This window comes from Rapidithrix thailandica (genome assembly GCF_039710355.1).
GTDB lineage: Bacteria > Bacteroidota > Bacteroidia > Cytophagales > Flammeovirgaceae > Rapidithrix > Rapidithrix thailandica.
Genome location: NZ_JBDKWZ010000012.1, coordinates 141,304 through 160,843 on the forward strand (window position 1 = coordinate 141,304; position 19,540 = coordinate 160,843).

Sequence of the window (19,540 nt, forward strand, 5' to 3'; positions counted from 1 at the left end):
AGTGTCAAACACTTTGGTGGCTTATCTTTCTATAAAAAAGACAGTACACCACAGCATTCCTAATCAAAAAGTTTATTAAAATCACCCAAACTTAAGTCTGAAACTTTACCTTCATATGTAACGCGCTTCCCTAACATTGAGTTTGACATGTTAACGTTAATTACATTCGCTCCCTCCAACAACAAAGATTTTGAAATTACCGAATTGGTAATTTGAGTATCGGCTTCCACAGATACATGAGGCCCGATGACAGAGTTCACAATTTTCACATTCTCACCTACGAAGACCGGACTGATCAAAACAGAATTGATGACCTGTACCGTTTCGGCCACCATATGCTTTTTGGGCAGGTGATTCAAATATGTCTGATTGGCTTCAATCATGGCATCTTTGGTACCACAATCTACCCACTCGTCCACCAATCCCGGAACAAACTTTACTCCTTTACCTTTCATCCTATCCAACACAGTGGTAAAAGGATATTCGCCATCCACCAAGATTTGCTCTTCTAAAAATGTGGCAATTTCATTCCTTAGGCGATCCCCCTCTTTGAAGAAATATACTCCGGCTACTGCCCGGTCGGAAATAAATGTATCCGGTTTGTCAATAAAATCGGTAATCACATTATTTTCATCCACTTTTACCACCCCAAAGGCAGAAGGGTTTTGAACTTTCTTCACCCAAACAATGGCTTCTTGAGTCGGGTCTAGTTTTTTATCGGATTTGAACAAAATATCGCCAAAGGCGATAAGCACATTTCCCGTCAGAGATTCTTTGGCCGTATAAAGTGCGTGAGCCGTCCCTAATAGGTCTTGTTGATAATATACTTTTACAGGTAGTTTTAATTCGGAAGTAAGGCTTTCAAAAAACGCTTCCATGGAAGGGTCTTGATGATGTACGACAAATGCCACCTCCTCCACTTTTCCATCCACCAGTACCAGAAGATCTTCCACCAGCCATTGAATGATAGGCTTTCCCGCAATTTTAATTAAAGGTTTAGGAGTCGTTAATGTATGTGGCCGCAAGCGTGTCCCTCTGCCAGCCATCGGTATGATTATTTTCATTGTAGATTTCTTCGTTTTGATCATCTATTAATATTCTGAGGACTTGTGAAGCCTATATACAAGCCCTATCCCCCAACTAAATTTTAGCGCCACGCTTTTGAATTAGTTGCCATCTTACCTCCCTTTCCTTACCGTTATCTTTTACCGAACCTTCGGCCCTCTAAGCTAAGTAAACAAATTTACAAAAATCCACTAATCTTGTATGGCTTTATTTCGTTGAAACAGTTGTTTAAATTCATTTCGCTCTTTGAACAATACCAGCAGTGCGAATAAGGCCAATAAGGCGTTTTGAATAAAGAAGTTACCCCATTGTGGTTCAATTTGAATTTCTCTTCCGATCCATACTATCACCGAGGCAATCAATAAATAAAAAATAGCAGAGCCCAAATCATACGGAACGGCATAAAACTTTTGCCCGATCAAATAACTACTGACAGCCATTCCAAAATAGCAAAACAAAGTAACCAAAGCGCTACCGGCATAGCCGATTTGAGGAATAAGAAGCAAGTTCAATACTAAGGTAAAAAACGCTCCACCAATACTGATATATGCTCCATAGCGGGTTTTGTCCGTGACTTTATACCACACGGCTAAGTTATAATAAATGCCCAAAAAGATATTGCCCATCAATAAAATAGGCACCACAAACAAACCTTCTTTATAAGCTTCTTTTCTCAAAAACAAATCGCTAATCCAACCTAAATTCACATTGACAGCCACAAACATGATACTCAGTACGATTACAAAAAACTTCATGGCACGGGCAAATAACTGTGGTGAACCTTGTTTTCCCGCCTGTGCAAAAAAGAAGGGTTCGGCTGCGTATTTATAAGCTTGTACTGCCAACGTAATGAATATGGAAAGTTTATAACAGGCTGAATAAATCCCGATAGCTTCGATACTGCTCAGCTTTAGCTTTTCTTCTGGGAAAAGGTATTTTAACAAAATCCTGTCGGCTACTTCATTGATACAAAAGGCCATTCCCGAAAAAATCAGCGGGTAGGCGTATAAAAACACCGGTTGGAACCCTTTCCAATGAAACCGTAAGCGAACTTGACGGAACATATTGATAAACCAGGGAATCTGCAAAATGTTTGCAATCATATTGGACAAAAATGCATAGCCCAAGCCCAGTTCCGGATCGTAAAAAGTATTTATAATTTCTTGAAAACCCGTTAAATACTTTCCTTCATAAATATCTCTACAAACGATCAAAAAGAACACGTTTAAGGCAACGTTCAATACGACATTGGAGATTTTTACCAAGGCAAACTTGACCGCTTTCCCTTGTTTTCGCAATTGTGCAAAAGGAATCGCTAAGATGGCATCCGTTGCAATCAAGATGGCAAACCATGTTACATAATTTCCACTTTCGGGAAACCCGATACCTGCTGCAATGTTCGAAGAAAAAGCGATGAGTATTCCGGAAAATAGTAAACTGGTAGTAAGAATGGCCGTGAAGATCTGGTCAAAAATACCTTCTTTTTTATCTACAAAGCGAAAAAAGGCCGTTTCCATTCCATAGGTGTAGAGCACATTCAGAAGTGCCGCATAGGCATAAAAATAAGCCACAATCCCATAACTATCCGTTTGTAAAACACCTGTGTGAATAGGCACCAGCAGATAGTTGATCAACCGGGGTAGGATAGTGCCCATTCCATACACCACTGTTTCGGAAAAAAGTTTTTTTAACATGTCAGTTGTGTCAAACAAAAAGGAGGCAAGGCCAGTCGGCTTACCTCCATTCTTTTCTCGGTCAGAATAAAGTGTTATTTCCCTTGAAAGACGGGTTTTCGTTTATTTAAGAAGGCCTTTGTACCTTCCACAAAATCTTCACTTTTACAACAGTTCCCAAAAGAGTTGGCCTCTGTCTGGTATCCGTCATCGGTAGTTTGAGATGCATTCACACAATCGATGACCATTGAAACTGCCAAGGGTGCTCTTGCAATGATTCTTCGTAAAATCGTTTCGGCTTTTTTAATCAATTCCGCCTGTTCTACTACATGGTTCACTAGTCCAAGCGATTGGGCTTCTTTGGCCCCTACGGGATCCCCTGTCATAATCATTTCAAAGGCCTTACCTTTCCCAATGAGTTGGGGCAAACGTTGCGTGCCACCATAGCCAGGAATCAAGCCAAGGCTTACTTCGGGAAGGCCTATTTGCGCATTTTCAGAAGCCACCCGAATATGACATGCCAATGCTAATTCACAACCTCCTCCCAGCGCATAGCCGTTGATCGCTGCAATGACGGGTTTGGGGCAATTTTCGATTTTAGCAAAAATCTCCTGACCACTTTCCGCAAACTTCCGTCCGGTCATATAGTTGATTTCTGAAATTTCTTTAATATCGGCTCCCGCCACAAAGGCCTTATTTCCCGCCCCTGTTATTAACACCCCTTTGATTTCAGGGTTATCATATACTTCTTGAAAAGCACCCTCGATATCTTGCATTGTCTGGGCATTTAAAGCATTTGCTTTTTCTTCCCGGTCGATGACGATGCTATAAATGCCATCCTCTAAATTGGTCTTTAAGTTATGAAAGCCCATATGTTGCCAGTTTTAGTGCTAAGCTAAAAGATTAGCATCCGTTTTCAAAGATATATCCGTGTTTATTCTATTCTGCAAAAGTACCGATTCTCAAGCAACTACACTGATATTTGCATTTGATTTTCAATAAATTACATAGAAAACTCAAAAAACAAAAGTGTATTTACTCCCTTTACCAAGATTTTGGAAAAGGCTTTGGTTTAAGAAACGCACTTCCGTAGCAAAAATAGACAACCTTTTTTAAAACATGCAACTTCCCAAAGTAGCTCTTCCGAATTACGATCAATTTTAATAGTTTTCTTTTTTTGAATAGACAATATTTCAGGAGTAGTTTTATTTTTACCCAATATAAATATGTTCTGTTTCCTATCCGGTTCACAATGCATTTTATGAAAGATGAGAGAAGCCAGTATTTTCACATTTGAATTCAAATTTTTAGATAAGAAAGGGCAACCCTTTACCTATTTTGGCAAACTGGGCAGAATCAGCCGGGATGGGCTTATTCTCCATCAGCACCGCATCTTTTTTCAGGATATTCACAAGGTAGAGTTTCATAAAAATAAAGTGATTGTAGTACTCGTCCCCTACCCCACGATCAGTGAATACTTGTCCAATCAAATTATCAAAGGACATAACTGCATTGTGCTACAGGTGAAATCTTTTGCTTTTGAGGTAAAAGCAATCCTTGACAGAAGGTGTGCACAACTGCAAATTGAGGAGCGTTTGCAAAAAATGACCAAGGCCGAAATTAAAACACAGTTCAAAAAAGTGAACTGCCCTCATTGCGACTCCATCATTGACCTCACTGGCCTTGTAGAATCTCAATTTGTCCATTGCCAGTATTGTCAAGTGATTTTTGATAAATATACCTTTGAGATTCCTGGCAATGAAACTTATAAAATTTGTCCGGAAAATGGCTATTATGACCGGATACAGAGCTTTACGGACATTAAATGTTATTACTTAATCAACGAAAAGGCTTTTTCTTCCCACACCTATTTTTGTTCGGATAGCTTTGCCGAAGTTTTTTTCAAAGAGTCTTATCTCAAAAACCTCTCGTTGCTGATAGGATTTGTAATGGTCACCATTCAAAAATTCCGATCTCTCCAACGCAGAAACCCTTATTTTAAAGATTTATACCAAGCCAATATATTAGCCCAACAAGGAGAAGTGGAAGCTGCCGGTGAAATATACGATGAAATCATGTCCCGGACATTTAGCCATCCGGGCATTCATTACAATTATGGCTTGGCTTATTTACAAGTGGAGGATCAAAGACGAGCGCACTTTCATTTTCAAAAATCACTTCAAGTCTGTAGCAATTACGAGCCCACCAAAAATATATTGAGGAAACTTCAGTATTTAGAAAGGTAAACCCCACAAACCATAAAAGCTTGCACGATGTAAAAATGCAAGCTTTTATGGTCGTTTTTATACCTTCAACGTTTATTTAAAACTCATGCCTCCGTTGAGGAATATTCCATCGCAAAGAGAAGTTGGTAAAGGATGTATTCAAATCCCTGGTATCGTCTTCACTATTGAAGTTGCGAAAGGTTTGCTGAAAGTCTAAGAATAAGTTATGAAACAGCATATAAGATACGTTTAAATCCACATAGGCTATTTTAGTACTGATACCCTGCCCAATCGTATTTCCCACATCTTGTTGACGGGTATTATAGTCTTTAGAAAGATCAGCCCCCCAGTTTTCTCCTTCACCATCTTCGCCGGTTTTCGTATACATTCCCATCAATTTCAATGACAGTCTCGGTAAAGGTTGGTACCGGATAATTCCCACATATTCCAGCAGGTTAGCCCCTTTAGGGTGCGCCAATGGTTGAGTAAAATGCTGGTAGTTTTGATACATCACATCTCCTTTATGAGAATACATATAAGGGCGGATAGCGTTAAATTCCAGCTGAAGATCCAAATTTGATACCCCAAAAGCGTCAATGTACTTTCCCCCCAACTGACCTGCAAATTTGTTTTTCCAATCGCCATTCCCATTCACCATTACATCCACCAAGAGTTCGTCTAAAGTATATTGGCCGTACAATTGAAAACGATTCATCAGGTTCCACTTGAAATCCATACCAATCAACACATTGTCCGGATCGCCCAAATCATGTTCTACCGCACGGTAAAAAATAATGGGATTGAGGTAATCAGGTTCAAAATGATTGTTTCCAAGGCTATCTTGACGGCTAAAAACAATGGTTTCAAACAAGCCAATGTTCAAATGGTCTGTTACATCTACACTCAGGTGATGAGAGGTGATATATTTTCTAGGGTAATGCCCACTCACTTTGTCCTGATTATTTGCAGTCATTTTAGCGAATAAATTGGTATAATTGATTCGCCAGACTTTTGTATTAATTTTTGCAAACAAATAATTATTTGAATAATCAGACAAGACCGTGGAACGGTATCCTTGCCCCCAGAAGTTTTTATCGTGTCCGAATTGAAAAGAAATCTGCTTGGTAAAGTTGAATGTAATATACCCTCTGGGAGAGAAGAAATCCTGACTGTCGCCATCTACTACTTTCCAAAAGCCTTCACCGGGCACGGCCCCATTCTTAGCAATTTCTTGCTGTACATATAAAGGAAACCGGGTTTGGTTATCGGTGATAAACGAATAAAAACCTACTTTTTTCCCTATGTTCCCTCGCAACTCCAATCCTCTTGAATTGATATAAGGAGTTGAACTTAATTGGTTATCTTTTCCTACGGAAAAGTAAAGTACAGGATTAATATGTAAGTCAAAATCAGGGTCATTTACATGGTAGAGATCCGGCTTTCTCTTATAAAAATGTTTTAAAAACGGTTTTTGATTTACCCCGTGTTCTTCTTTTGTCCACTCCCAACTATCACTTAAGAGGTACTCCAAATTAAATTGATCCACCTTGCTTTTGGCAATATCGGCTTCTTGTACACCTTCTATGAATTCTACTATTGCCTTTCTATGATAAGGTTTTACATAAGAATGAAAGCTTTTCGAGAAAGTACCTTGTTTGATTTCATAGCGATCAATCAAATGGTAATATTCTGTATTTAATGGTGCTAAGGCACTTTGCCCCAAAGCAATGCCCCAGCTCCCCAAACACATTAAAAAAAGTAGAGTTAGCTTTTTCATCTGGAAAAAATTAGATTAAAAAGTTTATATAGCAAAAGAGCTATCTTCAAGAAAGATGGATACTCCTCTCAAAAATAGCTCTTTTATACTGACTTAGTCGATATTGGCTAGTAGCTTATATAACCAGCACGTCTTCTGAACTTGCCTTTACCTCTTTTGCGATAGCGAAGGTATTCACTATTATGACCGTAGGTTCTCGGGATGTACTGCAATTTCAAGGACACAATTCCATAGAAATCCGAAACGTCAGGATTTCCTCCTCTTATCGTACTTTTCCCTCCAAAGCCATGAGGTCTGATTTTTTCATGATAGGTTCTAGCATTTCCACTCAACTGAGAAACATTAATATTCTTATTGCTTACCCCATCAATAAAATCGGAGGTAGAGATTCTCAAACCTCCATCTAAGAGTACGGCAAATTGAGGGCTAAAACGGTAACGAACACCCACGCCCACAGGAATAATAAATGCATGCCCTGGTATACTTGCATTTTCGGGCTCGTGCTCGGCAATATTGAACCACCAATCACCAATAGTAGGATCTTCTACCAATCCTTCCGGATCTACTTTTGTAATTCCCACACCGGCATAGGCGTAAGGGGCAAAAGCAACATTGCGATCATAGATAAACATCATTGTGGTGTTCAGTTCGTAATGATTAGCCCTGAAGGTTCTGTTTCTTTGCTCATAGGTATCTTTAGCATATAATTGATAAGCACCTACTCCCACTGTCCAGCGAAAATATGGATGGATAGCATACCAAAGATCTAATGATAAAGCTGGTCGGGTATGGTCAATTTTAACACCTGAAATATCCCCAGAATAGTTTGTAGCACCGACCCCACCAACCAAACTCCACTGTGCTTGTGCTTGTTGCGAGTTGATTATCAAAAATGCAGCAAAAAATGATAATACAAGGGTAACTCTTTTTACCATAGTTTTTTGAAGGTTTATATGGGCAAAAGTTGGATTTAGTAAAAATTATGTCTTTGTGGTTAATTTATATTCAAATAATTGAACTTTCTGAGTCCTCTTACTTAAAGTATTGTATATCAATGAGCGCTCCAAATTTATGGAAAAAAATCTATCCAATACGCATGTTGTTATAGGAACTTTTTCTAAAAAATAGGACAAAACTAATGTAACAAAAAAATATCCAACTTTTTTTAAGTATTGTCCATCAAGGACTTACCATTTTTTTATTCTTTGTCAAAAAGCGATTTCACAAACAGCATTTTGTTAAAAGGTTGTAGGTCTTCCACTTTTTCACCGACTCCAATATATTTTACCGGAATTCTGAACTCATCCGAAATCCCAATCACAACTCCTCCTTTTGCCGTACCGTCAAGCTTTGTAATGGCCAATGAGCTCACTTCAGTTGCCTTTGTGAATTCTCTCGCTTGGATAGCCGCATTCTGACCAGTACTACCGTCTAGCACCAATAATACTTCATGCGGTGCCTCTTCAATTACTTTTTGTTGAACTCTACGAATTTTGGAAAGTTCATTCATTAAGTTAACCTTCGTATGCAATCTTCCTGCCGTGTCGATGATGATCACATCATATTCTTCCTCAATACCTTGTTTAACGGTATCAAACGCTACAGAGGCAGGATCGGCATTCATTCCTTTAGACACTACAGGGACTCCAACTCTCTCCCCCCAAAGGATAAGTTGGTCTACAGCTGCGGCTCTAAAAGTATCCGCAGCACCTAAAAGCACTTTTTTACCTTGCTTTTTGTACTGTGCGGCCAGTTTACCAATTGTGGTGGTTTTCCCCACTCCATTCACACCCACCACCATAATTACATAAGGTTTAGTGTCAGTGGGCAGGTCAAAGCTTTGGATGTCCTCTGATTTATTTTCAGACATCAACGCGGCAACCTCTTCATATAGAAGATTGTTTAACTCCGAGGTGTTCACATACTTATCCTTAGCCACCCTTTCCTCAAGCCTTTCAATGATTTTCAGGGTCGTATTTACTCCGACATCCGAAGCAATCAGGATTCCTTCTAATTCATCCAAGACCTCTTCATCGACTTTAGATTTGCCAACGACAGCTTTACTTATTCGTTCAAATAAGCTTTTCTTGGTTTTTTCCAGTCCTTGGTCCAAGGACTTTTTCTTATCCTTAGAAAAAAAATCAAATAATCCCATGTACGTATTTCATTAGGCCCTTAAATATATAAAAAGTCCCACTATAAAAAAACCCTACAAAATGTAGGGTTCTCACAAAGAGCCAATCTCTTATATACCTTACTTATTTAATACTTCCTGAACCATATCCTCCGGCACAATCTCCTCTTTGAAAGTATAAGCTCCGGTTTTAGGATTTTTCACTGCTTTAATCACTTTAGCAATCTTAAGACCGCCCTCTTTCTTTAAGGTCGCAACTACTTTCTTAGCCATGGTTACTTAATTTCTCTGTGAATAGTATATTTTTTCAAAATAGGGTTATATTTCTTCAATTCCAATCGATCTGGCGTATTCTTCCTGTTCTTGGTAGTAATATAACGAGAAGTTCCAGGTTGACCAGAGTTTTTATGCTCAGTACATTCTAAAATCACCTGTACTCTATTTCCTTTCTTTGCCATTTTCTAAACTCCTTTGAAACTGTTAATAATCAATTAAACAATCACATTGCCTTTTTTACGCGCTTTACGAAGCACTGCAGAGATTCCTTTTTTGTTGATTGTTCTCAATGCAGTCGTTGACACTTTCAGCGTAATCCACTTGTCCTCTTCCGGAATATAAAACTTCTTGGTATGTAAGTTCGGATAAAATTTACGCTTTGTCTTATTATTTGCTTTCGATACGTTATTTCCAACGCTTGTTCTTTTCCCTGTAATTTGGCAAACTCTTGACATTATTCCTTCTAGTTTAATTTTGGATGTGCAAATATCAAAAAATCTTTCTTTAATTCAAACCTTCCGGCAAAAATATTCTTTGCTTTTTCAAAAACATTTCCTCCCCACAAATGCTCAAGCAAGTTGAGTATGTACCTTATGCTCAAATACTTGCCACCACATTTTTTGAAAAGCCTTAGTGGGTTTTGGTCATATCCACCGGAATGCAGATAATAAAATCGGCTTTTCCCGAATGAGTGCTATTCAAGACTTGAATCTCATCTTGCTCTACGGTGGCGATGGTTACGATGTCCAATTGTTTGTTCAAACGCTTCAAGTACCAATATATCCCTTCAAAATTATTGGAATGATACGTTCCGTTGAAATGTAAAAAAGTCTCTCCGAATTTGTAATTCTTATTAATAAAAAAAGCCATTGTAGCATCTTTTATAGCTTGGGCTTTTACTACATTTTGAGGTATCATATCTCCATGATGCCCTTCTAACATAGTCAACATGTCTCTATATCCTGATAAACTGGATTGAAAGTCAATCGGCATTGGAGGAAAATACTTTGCAGCGGCTGGTTCTAACTGGTTCAACCCGTCAAACCCTTTTCTCGCCACAATAGCCGCATACCTTCTGGGAATATTGGTTGCGATAAATTCCAATTGATTTTCTTTGGAAAACGTAAGCAAGGGAGCATAATCCGTAGAATAATTCGTCCACAACTTGATGGCACTTTTAAAGTGGGATTCGTTAATCAGCCCTTTCAAATATTCATTGACTACAAGTTGCTGATCTGTTTCGAACATCTCCGCACCCAGTACCAATTTATCCTCTTTGATATAATAAATGTCTTTTACCGCCTGCAATTGCAGCCAATGACAAATCGGATTATTATGCAACTCTCCAAACAGCACCACATCCGCATCACTCATTCTCTCCAGCATCTGATTGTAGGAAACCGTCTTTCCTGATTTATCAAACAACTGGTAAGTAGACTTTTGTGCGTTTGCCTGAAGCATCGTTAGCATAAATAAAATTAAAAAATGTATTAGTTTCATAGCTAATGAAGATTTTTTTTCAGAATTGTAATCCCAAAGAAAATAAACATCTCAATTTATTTTGCTTTTCTATGGCAAATCAATACAAAATCAAACTTATCCCCAATTTGCGCATCCTTTTTTTTAAGGAAATTTCATTATTCCCTTAAAAAGGTACTATTCCTTTTTTCAAAAAACCTTTCCTCCTCTTTTGGAAGAAGAAAGCACTTCTACTTCTGACTTTCTCCTTACAAAATTCCTTTATCGTTCAGGACTTTATTTGCGTACATACAGAATAAACCCAAAATGGCATAATCCCTGTGTATTACTTACTCAATGCAAAATGAAGATTTCTATGAAGAAGCAACTTTTTTTGTTTTTCTGCTTTCTGTTCTTGATACAGCTACCTGTATGGGCACAAGTGCCTACTAAAATCCTGCCCAGGGATATTAATATTCCAATGTGTAATCAAGTTTTTCCAAGCATTCGAGGAGATGCCAAAGCATTGGTGTATATGACGGACTACACGAATTCAAAGCGACTCCATATACAATATGCAGAGAAAAAAGGACCGGAAAGCTGGGAAGACCCGGTAAAAGTAAAATCCATCAATTTACTATTTGAAAATAATTACTGGCCTGGTTATTCTCTTACGTATGACGGCAATTACATTTACTTCACCTCTCAGAAATATGGAGGGCGGGGGAAATACGATATCTGGTTCACTGAGAAAAAGGGCACAGTATGGGCCGACCCATTGAACATTGGTATGCCTGTGAACAGTGAAACGAATGACGGAAGTCCAAGTCTTTCCGCTGATGGCCAATACCTTTATTTTATGAGGTGTGAAAGTATGGGTTATAATGAAGCATCGGGCTGTAAACTATTTGTAGCCAAAAGAAAAAACGATTGGATGTTTGAAGAAGCAGAACCCTTACCTGATTTTATCAATCAGGGCAATTGTGTTTCGCCTAAAATCTTACCGGATGGCCAAACGCTTATTTTTGCCTCTGACAAAGCGGAGGCTGGTAATCTAGACTTGTACCTGACAAAAAAATCTAAAGAGGGCTGGAGCGAACCCATTCCTATCGACTTTATGAATGACGAACATGACAACTTTTATGTCAGTGTTCCTGCCAGAGGAGATTTGATCTATTACGTCAAAACATATAAGGAAAAAGAAAACATTGTCAAATCAATTCTTCCGGAAGCGTTTCGCCCTCACCCCATGATCCAAATCACCGGTAAAATTGTAGATAAAGATTCGGACAGACCATTGAAAGCCGCCATCCGGATTCAAAACCTGGAGGATGCTTCACAGGAACAAGTTATTAAAAACCACTCTGACGGCTCTTATTATGTTTTGATACAGGAAGGGGCAAAATATGATTTTTCGGTAATGGCTTTAGATAAAAAACATAATTTTTATGCTAAAACGATCGATTTGACAAAAGACTTCTCACCTAAAAACCCTAACTGGGATATCAAGCTCTCAAAAACCCAAAAGGGAGAGACATTCCGGCTGAATACAGTATGCCTATCAGAGGACGCACACATTGATCAAGCCAGTGAACAAGACTTGAAAAGAGTATTTTTACTCTTAAAAAGCAATCCTTCCATCAAAATTGAAATCGGAGTACATACTGACTCTGTCTATTACGATACGCTATATCAGACAGTGAATTTTGAAGAGAATTTGCAAGCAGAGGCATCCAATGATTCGTTGCTACTCCTAACAGAAAACACTTCTCTTACTGATAGCCAACGGGAAATGACTACAGGAGAAACCGAAGCGATCCTGGCAGATTCATTCAACCAAGAAGCTTCTCTTCCACCCTATACGGTTCGTAAAATTGACCCGACCTTGGAGCAAGCTGAAAAACTAAAAGCATTTCTGGTAGAAAAAGGAGTGCCTGAAAATTTCATTCAAGCGCAAGGATACGGAGACCGGCATAAACTTGTACCGAATACCAGCTTAGAAAACCGCAAAAAAAACCGGAGGGTCGAAATCAAAATTTTACATTAATCAATTACTTTACTTTTTTCCGGTATGTTTATTCCAAGCATCCGTCCCTGAATGTTAAATCTTTCGGGGGCGGATTTTCTTTACCCTTCCAGGTATCCTACCACCTCAAATTTATCAAACACATTTGCATTATGAGGTGCATCTTTCAGTTCTTCTGTCAAATCTTGGCCAGCCCAATGCTCATAATGCTTTCCGTTCCTCCATAATTTTGAGCGGCTCACATCATAAATTTTCCCTTGAAATGCACACCATATTTCTTCCCGGTCATTTCCATTCCGCAAGGCCAACTGTTGCTTTGTATAAGATTTCATAAAATTGAAAAATGCTAAAAAAAATCAGGCTTTATGATTTCGAAGAAATGATAAAGCCTGAACTTATATTCAAAAAAGAATTACGAAAGACAGCCTTTCGTCAACTAACTTATACGTTTACATGTCTTTCGGCATGATAAGAAGAACGCACCAAAGGACCGGATTCAACATATTTAATTCCCCGCTTCAGTCCTTCTTCTTTGAACATTTCGAATTTATCCGGATGCACAAACTCCACCACTTCCAGGTGCATTTTAGTAGGTTGCAGGTATTGTCCGAGAGTTAGGATATCCAACCCGGTTTCTACCAAATCGTCCATTAAACGAAACACTTGTTCATCGGTTTCCCCTAAGCCTAACATCGCTCCTGTTTTCGTACGTTTGCCAAACTCCTTCATCCGGGTGAGTTGTTCCAAACTACGCTTGTATTTTGCTTGTGGCCGCACCTTCCGGTAGAGTTCTTCTACCGTTTCCACATTATGCGAAGCGACTTCCTGTCCGGCTTCAATCATCCGGTACAACGCGTCCCAATTCCCCCTCACATCCGGAATTAGCGTTTCTATCGTGGTCTCAGGGGAAAGTTTTTTTACTTCCCGAACCGTTTGATACCAAATTTCAGCGCCCCGGTCTTTCAATTCATCCCGGTTCACCGAAGTAAGTACGGCATGTTTCACCTGCATTAACTTAATTGCCTCTGCGACTCGCTTTGGCTCTTCGGTATCATATTCCGTAGGCCGTCCTGTTGCCACAGCACAAAACGAACATCCCCGGGTACATACATTTCCAAGAATCATAAAGGTAGCTGTGCCGGCTCCCCAGCATTCCCCCATATTCGGGCAGTTACCGCTCTCACAAATGGTATGTAATTTATAATTATCAACTAATTTTCTAACCCTGGCGTAATTCTTTCCTACAGGCAACTTGACCCGTAGCCAGTCCGGTTTTTTTCTCCTTTCTACTTTTTCAGAAGATATTACGGGTAATTCAATCATAACAACACGGAATTAGTTTTTAATAATCAAAACGGCCCGTTACAAATGCTGTACAGTTTTTTTAGGATACTCAGTTCATTAGGAGTGACCCGTTACACTAAGATCTTTAAGAAAAACGAAACGATTTGCCATTCACAAAAAAGCCTGAAATTTCAGTTTTTCTTAGAATCGAACAGACAAAATTTGCACTTGTCAGACGCTGCAAATGTAATACATTCCAACGAAAGTAACAGGGAAGAAATTCGAACTATTTGCGTACGCCAAAATAAATGGTGAGGAAAGCAGAAGTATATACACTGCGGTTTTTGGCGAATTCCATGATTTCGATTTCATCAAAATACTTATCCAACATAAATCCGGCTTCTACTCCGGTAACGTTGGACTTAAAAGCACCAAATTCAAACGACATGGCCAGTTTCAAAGAGGTTCCCCATTGAATTTTGGATTTGGACAAACTTTCAAAGAAGCTACCCGTACCCAAAATGCGCGCATTTTGAATATTGCCACTGTTAGGCACCACCCTTACTCTGCGAATTCCCCCTCCCATGTCCTCTTCGATTTCAATTAGATAAGGAGCTACAACGCCTAGAGTAGGGCCTATTGCGGTAATAAAATCCACTTGAACTCCACGTTCCCGGGCTTTTTTAAATAGAATAAATTCTCTGCCATACTGAGGCCGGAGACCATACAAATAATTCTTTTTGCCAGGGATAAAAGTACCTCCTGTCAGGATATTTTGATAGCGCTCTTCTTTCGGGTGTTTTACATTAACGATTTCCAAAGAAAAACTATGAAGCATTTTAGGGGTGAGTGCCCGTGCATATTTGAAGTAAACACCTCCAATCAGCCCACCAATGGTATTAAAATTAATCCCACCTACAAATTCACTTTTATACATAAATTCATCCTCTTCCGTATCTCTGTATTGGGCATGAGCCAAGGAGGTAAAGAGTAGAAGAATGGCGGCTATTAGATATCGGTATGTTTTCACTTTTTTATACTAAATTTAGTGATTTTTACTGCTTGCTTTTCTTATGTTTAACTATAAAATACAAAATCTTTATTCCTATGACAACTTTCAATTCTAGCTATCAGGGAAACTTAAGAACCAAAGTGCAACACAACCCTTCAAAAGGCGAATTAATCACTGATGCGCCGGTGGATAATCATGGAAAAGGAGAATCATTTTCTCCCACAGACCTGGTTGCGGTAGCTTTAGGCAGCTGTATGGCCACCATCATGGGTATTTTGGCCGAACGCGAACAAATTGACTTATCAGGCTTACGCTATACCACTGAAAAGGTAATGCAATCTTCTCCTCGTAAAATCAGTGAAGTTATAATTCACTTCACCTTAGCGGATAGTCAATTGTCTGATCAAGATAAGAAAAAATTGATAAAAGCAGCACTGAACTGCCCCGTTGCATTAAGTCTTCATCCTGATCTCAAACAAACGGTTAGCTTTGATATTTAATCATGGCAATTCCTCCAAGCGACAGAGACTCCTCTCTATCGCTTGGTTTGGATTAATACGTTTCCATTTCATCATCTACCAACATGGCCCAGGCATGAATCCCCCCCTCCAGATTATATAAATTCTTATATCCGTATTTTGTTTCCAGTTCTTGTACTACATGGGCACTTCTCCCTCCGTGGTGGCAATACACTACCGTAGGTTTTTCTTTGTCAACCTCATGAAGGCGTTCACTCACCGTTTGCATGGGAATCAGGCGAGCATGTTCCAAATGGCAAATCTCAAATTCGTACAATTCTCTTACGTCAAGCAATTGCCAGGCTTCACCTTGAGAAAGCTTTTCTTCCAACTCTTGTACCGTTAACGTTTTCATGGGTTCTTGTGGCAAACTCACCCCACAAAACTCTTCGTAATCTATCAAGCCCTCTACTTTCGCACTTTCAGGATTGCGTTGAATCACAAACTTTTGCGTACTCATTTCCAATAAATCCACCACCATCAATTCACCGTTGAGTACTTTCCCTATACCCGTCAGCACTTTTACCGCCTCATTAGCTTGTAACATACCTATATAGCCGGGTAATACACCGATTACGCCTATTTCCGCACAACTTGGCACCTCTCCCGGACTTGGCGGTGCAGGAAACAAACAGCGGTAGGTAGGCCCTTGTGCTCCATTTTCATCCGTATAATTGAAGACCGACACTTGCCCTTCAAATTTAAAGATCGCTCCGTAAATGTAAGGTTTGTTTAGCAGTACACATACATCATTGATCAAGTAGCGTGTAGCAAAATTATCCGTACAATCCACTACCAAATCATAGCCTTCTACTATTTCAAGAGCATTTTGAGACGTAAATGGTTGTAAATATGTAGTAAATTGGACATAAGGGTTTTGTAAAGAAAGAATTTCCCGGGCTACTTCCGCTTTTTTTCTACCGATATGTTCTGTGGTATACAGCACTTGTCTTTGTAAGTTACTGTCCTGAATTTCATCAAAATCCACGATTCCTATTTTTCCGACTCCGGCTGCCGTAAGATACTGCAATACCGGGCACCCCAGACCTCCGGCACCTACTATCAATACGTTACTTTGTTTTAACCGGAGTTGTGCCTCTTCTCCAAACTCTGGTAAAATCAAGTGCCGGCTATATCGCTGTTTTTCTTCTTTTGTAAGCATAATGAAAGTGTATTCAATACCTGTAGAATACAGATTTGTAAAGTATATTAAATTTCATCCGGAGGAAAAGCCTTTTCATTTCCTCTTCAATATCTTTGAAACAAATAAAGGTAACAGAAGGCCTCCGTTTTCTTCGAATTATTTTCAAAAAATCCACAAAGAACGAAGCTTTTCCACTAATTCAATGTGCCAAACTTATATCCCTGAGCCTGAAAAGTATCTATGTACCTGGGTAAAGCATACGACATATTTTCAAATGCCTTAATATTATCGTGAAATACGACAATCGACCCTTGCTCCGAATACTTCACTGTTTTTTGTAAACAGTTTTTTTTATCCAGGGATTTCATAAAATCCGCACTCAATACATCCCACATGATCACTTCATAGCCTTTTTGCTGCACTGCCCGGATTTGCTTCTTGGTGATCCGCCCATAAGGAGGGCGAAAAAGCCATTTACGCCCGTTTAAGGCCGGATCCAAATAGGCTTGGCATTTGTCTATGTTTTGCACATATTCGGAAAAAGCTGTTTTCCAACCGTTCAAATGATTAAAGGTATGATTTCCGAGGCCATGCCCTTCTTCCAGTACCCGTTGAAAAACCCGGGGGTGTTTCCGGACATTATCCCCCACACAAAAGAAAGTGGCTTTGACTTTTTTCTGGAGCAAGGTATCCAAGACAAATTCGGTGATTTCGGGAATGGGCCCGTCATCAAAGGTCAGGTAAATGATTTTTTCTTTGGCAGAGCGGCTCCAGGTTAAGGAAGGATAAAGGACTTTTTTAAAGGGCCAACCCATTTTATGAATGATCATAAGCAGTTGTGATTAATCTTCCCCAAAGATAGAAAGGTTATTGATCGAACGGAATTCTTAGGAAGAAGAAATGTACGGATGATGCCCTACGCGAGCAACTTTATGCAAACTACCCGATTGGGGAGCATTCACCAACCAAGTAATTCTAAAAAGCGCTTTTTCTTTTTGAAATTGACCGTAATTGCCGGGTGTTGCTTTCTGAATTCATTCACTACTTGTTCCTCATAGGTCTTAAAAAACTCAGGATCAAAGTTGGCTTCTTGTAAGTGCTCCAACACATATTCAATTGGCTTTTCCTTTTCAATCCAATCCTGGAAGTGTTCATGCCTCAAACGTATCCCCATCGTATTTACCCCTAACAACCTGCGACTTCCTTGTTCAAATACAAAATGCAGGCATTTTTTCCCGTCTTCATGTTCCCAATAAAAAGAAACTTTTCCATCAGGCAATTGAGACGGTACCGTTCCATAGGTTTGGTATTCAATATCAAAAAACTTAGCAGAATTAAACCAAGGCCCGGGTTGATAAGGAATTTTCTCTTTACAAAGCGAATAGGCCAAGGTTTCCCCATGCATCCGGCCTGTATACCATACTTGTTCCACAGCTTTACGCCCCGGAAGGGGAACTTGGAACTGAGCACAATCGCCAATGGAATACACATCTTCCAAATTGGTTTCAAAATATTCGTTGACCACAATACCCCGGTCGACATTCAAGGAAGTATTTCTCAAAAAATCCACATTGGGTCTCACCCCGGCAGTCAAACCTACCAATTGACAAGGAATTTCCTCTCCCTTACTGGTGATCACAACTTTTGCTCTTCCATCGGCATCGGGGAGGATTTCTTGCAACTCCGTGCCCAATCGCAAATCTATTCCATGTTCTTCGATATGCCGGTTGATCATGGCTGATTCCCCTGGAGGCAAGACTGCATTCCAAAAGCTTTTTTCCCGCACCAAAAAGGTTACATGAATTCCCCTGGAGTGTAACATTTCGGCCAGTTCGATGCCAATCAGCCCTCCGCCTACTATCACTGCGGACTTAGCACCCTCGGAGTACGTTTCAATACGTTCCAGGTCCTGGTAACTGTACATACCCATTACCCCTTTCAAATCCTGCCCCGGCCAGCCAAATTTGTTGGGTTTGGACCCCACCGCCAACACCAACTTATCATAGGGCAAACGCTCACCATTGCTATACTGTAAGTACCGGTTTTCAAAATCAATTTTTTCTACATACTGATGTACAATACGGATATCATTTTTTTTCCAAAACCAATCTTCGTACGGTTTGGTATGCTCGTATTTCATATGCCCCATATAGATATACATCAGGGCTGTACGGGAGAAAAAATACTCTGTCTCCGCAGAAATGACGGTGATTTGATGTTTGCTATATTTCCGGATATGCCTTGCTGCTGTAATCCCCGAAATCCCGTTGCCAATGATTGCGATGTGCATAATATGAGTATATCGGTAAGTGGTTAATAGGTTACTCGTAATATAGTTTCAATATTACAGATCGCCAACAAAACCAATTGTCTGAAGTATGACATTTGATTGGAAATAGTGGTGAACAAATTGACAAAACAGGTTGAAACCGAAAGCAGGTCAACAGCCTATCAACTTAGAATACCTTTTTGGAAAGTTGTTCTATGTCGCTTAACTGTATGTTCAATGCTTTGGCAGAAATTTGAATTTCCCATACGGAAAAGCCTAAAGACGCCATCAAAAGCACCAAAGCAGTTCCGAAAAAATACTCGGCAATCAAATCCTTTCCCGAAAACATCAAAAACATACAAAATACACATAGAAACAAACTAAATACCCCCAGAGCCTGCATCAAGCGGATCAAAGTGATGCGTTTTCGCAGGTTGTTAATCTGACTGACCAACAGCGTATTATCCGGTTGCTTTTGATATTTCGAATGTAAATCCCGAGTCAGGGAAGCAATTGCCAGGTAGCGGTTGGTATATGCCAGCAACAAGAGAGAAATTGCGGGAAATAACAATGCTGGGGTTGTTAAGGTCATGGTCATTTTAAGTTTTGAATAAGCACAAAGTTGGTTAGTCCAATGCGTTAACATGAGTAAAACGTCTTTCAAAAGGAAAAGGCCTGC

20 protein-coding genes are annotated in these 19,540 nt (G+C 39.6%); 3 read left to right on the top strand and 17 right to left on the bottom strand.

Annotated features, from left to right (window positions below):
• Nucleotides 1–59 precede the first annotated feature (59 nt).
• From AAG747_RS19820 to AAG747_RS19830, 3 genes are all read right to left on the bottom strand, one after another.
• Complete coding sequence (locus AAG747_RS19820) at nucleotides 60–1,064, bottom strand: sugar phosphate nucleotidyltransferase (RefSeq protein WP_346822958.1); 1,005 nt, start codon at nucleotides 1,062–1,064, stop codon at nucleotides 60–62.
• A 192-nt stretch (nucleotides 1,065–1,256) separates the two neighbouring features.
• The gene (locus AAG747_RS19825; RefSeq protein ID WP_346822959.1) at nucleotides 1,257–2,759 is read right to left on the bottom strand and encodes a lipopolysaccharide biosynthesis protein; all 1,503 of its coding nucleotides are present in this window, start codon (nucleotides 2,757–2,759) and stop codon (nucleotides 1,257–1,259) included.
• Nucleotides 2,760–2,833: 74 nt separating this feature from the next.
• Nucleotides 2,834–3,610 carry an enoyl-CoA hydratase/isomerase family protein gene (locus tag AAG747_RS19830; RefSeq protein WP_346822960.1) on the bottom strand — a complete coding sequence of 259 codons (777 nt, stop codon included), beginning with the start codon at nucleotides 3,608–3,610 and terminating at the stop codon, nucleotides 2,834–2,836.
• A 396-nt stretch (nucleotides 3,611–4,006) separates the two neighbouring features.
• On the opposite strand from AAG747_RS19830, the gene AAG747_RS19835 reads away from it, so the two are divergent.
• Nucleotides 4,007–4,984, top strand: a complete 978-nt coding sequence (locus AAG747_RS19835) for a tetratricopeptide repeat protein (protein ID WP_346822961.1) — start codon at nucleotides 4,007–4,009, stop codon at nucleotides 4,982–4,984.
• 76 nt (nucleotides 4,985–5,060) lie between these two features.
• Here the strand turns inward: AAG747_RS19835 and AAG747_RS19840 are convergent, their stop codons facing one another.
• From AAG747_RS19840 to AAG747_RS19870, 7 genes are all read right to left on the bottom strand, one after another.
• Nucleotides 5,061–6,740: a capsule assembly Wzi family protein gene (locus AAG747_RS19840; RefSeq protein WP_346822962.1), complete on the bottom strand. Its 1,680-nt coding sequence runs from the start codon at nucleotides 6,738–6,740 to the stop codon at nucleotides 5,061–5,063.
• A gap of 107 nt (nucleotides 6,741–6,847) precedes the next feature.
• On the bottom strand, nucleotides 6,848–7,675 hold the full coding sequence (locus tag AAG747_RS19845; RefSeq protein WP_346822963.1) for a DUF6089 family protein: 828 nt from the start codon (nucleotides 7,673–7,675) through the stop codon (nucleotides 6,848–6,850).
• A gap of 263 nt (nucleotides 7,676–7,938) precedes the next feature.
• On the bottom strand, nucleotides 7,939–8,895 hold the full coding sequence (gene ftsY, locus AAG747_RS19850) for a signal recognition particle-docking protein FtsY (RefSeq protein WP_346822964.1): 957 nt from the start codon (nucleotides 8,893–8,895) through the stop codon (nucleotides 7,939–7,941).
• 99 nt (nucleotides 8,896–8,994) lie between these two features.
• Nucleotides 8,995–9,147: a DUF4295 domain-containing protein gene (locus AAG747_RS19855; RefSeq protein ID WP_346822965.1), complete on the bottom strand. Its 153-nt coding sequence runs from the start codon at nucleotides 9,145–9,147 to the stop codon at nucleotides 8,995–8,997.
• 2 nt (nucleotides 9,148–9,149) lie between these two features.
• Entirely contained in the window at nucleotides 9,150–9,332 is a 183-nt protein-coding gene (rpmG, locus tag AAG747_RS19860; protein ID WP_346822966.1) for a 50S ribosomal protein L33, read from the bottom strand.
• Nucleotides 9,333–9,365: 33 nt separating this feature from the next.
• Nucleotides 9,366–9,605, bottom strand: coding sequence for a 50S ribosomal protein L28 (rpmB, locus tag AAG747_RS19865; protein ID WP_346822967.1), 240 nt, complete (start codon nucleotides 9,603–9,605; stop codon nucleotides 9,366–9,368).
• A gap of 175 nt (nucleotides 9,606–9,780) precedes the next feature.
• Nucleotides 9,781–10,650 carry a ChaN family lipoprotein gene (locus AAG747_RS19870; protein WP_346822968.1) on the bottom strand — a complete coding sequence of 290 codons (870 nt, stop codon included), beginning with the start codon at nucleotides 10,648–10,650 and terminating at the stop codon, nucleotides 9,781–9,783.
• A gap of 334 nt (nucleotides 10,651–10,984) precedes the next feature.
• Here AAG747_RS19870 and AAG747_RS19875 point away from each other — a divergent pair, with 334 nt between their 5' ends.
• Nucleotides 10,985–12,655, top strand: a complete 1,671-nt coding sequence (locus AAG747_RS19875) for a hypothetical protein (RefSeq protein ID WP_346822969.1) — start codon at nucleotides 10,985–10,987, stop codon at nucleotides 12,653–12,655.
• 80 nt (nucleotides 12,656–12,735) lie between these two features.
• Here the strand turns inward: AAG747_RS19875 and AAG747_RS19880 are convergent, their stop codons facing one another.
• The 3 genes from AAG747_RS19880 to AAG747_RS19890 all read right to left on the bottom strand — a co-directional run bounded on the left by AAG747_RS19880 (nucleotide 12,736) and on the right by AAG747_RS19890 (nucleotide 14,948).
• A complete protein-coding gene (locus AAG747_RS19880) occupies nucleotides 12,736–12,966 on the bottom strand; it encodes a cytochrome b5 domain-containing protein (RefSeq protein ID WP_346822970.1) in 231 nt (76 codons plus the stop codon).
• 109 nt (nucleotides 12,967–13,075) lie between these two features.
• Entirely contained in the window at nucleotides 13,076–13,957 is an 882-nt protein-coding gene (lipA, locus tag AAG747_RS19885; RefSeq protein ID WP_346822971.1) for a lipoyl synthase, read from the bottom strand.
• Nucleotides 13,958–14,204: 247 nt separating this feature from the next.
• On the bottom strand, nucleotides 14,205–14,948 hold the full coding sequence (locus AAG747_RS19890; protein WP_346822972.1) for a hypothetical protein: 744 nt from the start codon (nucleotides 14,946–14,948) through the stop codon (nucleotides 14,205–14,207).
• Between the two features lie 77 nt (nucleotides 14,949–15,025).
• Between AAG747_RS19890 and AAG747_RS19895 the strand changes: the two genes are divergently transcribed.
• The gene (locus AAG747_RS19895; RefSeq protein WP_346822973.1) at nucleotides 15,026–15,430 is read left to right on the top strand and encodes an OsmC family protein; all 405 of its coding nucleotides are present in this window, start codon (nucleotides 15,026–15,028) and stop codon (nucleotides 15,428–15,430) included.
• A gap of 52 nt (nucleotides 15,431–15,482) precedes the next feature.
• On the opposite strand, the gene moeB is transcribed toward AAG747_RS19895, so the two are convergent.
• From moeB to AAG747_RS19915, 4 genes are all read right to left on the bottom strand, one after another.
• Nucleotides 15,483–16,610, bottom strand: a complete 1,128-nt coding sequence (gene moeB, locus AAG747_RS19900) for a molybdopterin-synthase adenylyltransferase MoeB (RefSeq protein WP_346822974.1) — start codon at nucleotides 16,608–16,610, stop codon at nucleotides 15,483–15,485.
• Between the two features lie 176 nt (nucleotides 16,611–16,786).
• Complete coding sequence (locus tag AAG747_RS19905) at nucleotides 16,787–17,422, bottom strand: polysaccharide deacetylase family protein (protein WP_346822975.1); 636 nt, start codon at nucleotides 17,420–17,422, stop codon at nucleotides 16,787–16,789.
• 128 nt (nucleotides 17,423–17,550) lie between these two features.
• The gene (locus tag AAG747_RS19910) at nucleotides 17,551–18,882 is read right to left on the bottom strand and encodes an NAD(P)/FAD-dependent oxidoreductase (RefSeq protein ID WP_346822976.1); all 1,332 of its coding nucleotides are present in this window, start codon (nucleotides 18,880–18,882) and stop codon (nucleotides 17,551–17,553) included.
• A gap of 166 nt (nucleotides 18,883–19,048) precedes the next feature.
• Complete coding sequence (locus tag AAG747_RS19915) at nucleotides 19,049–19,453, bottom strand: DUF2721 domain-containing protein (RefSeq protein ID WP_346822977.1); 405 nt, start codon at nucleotides 19,451–19,453, stop codon at nucleotides 19,049–19,051.
• Nucleotides 19,454–19,540 lie beyond the last annotated feature (87 nt).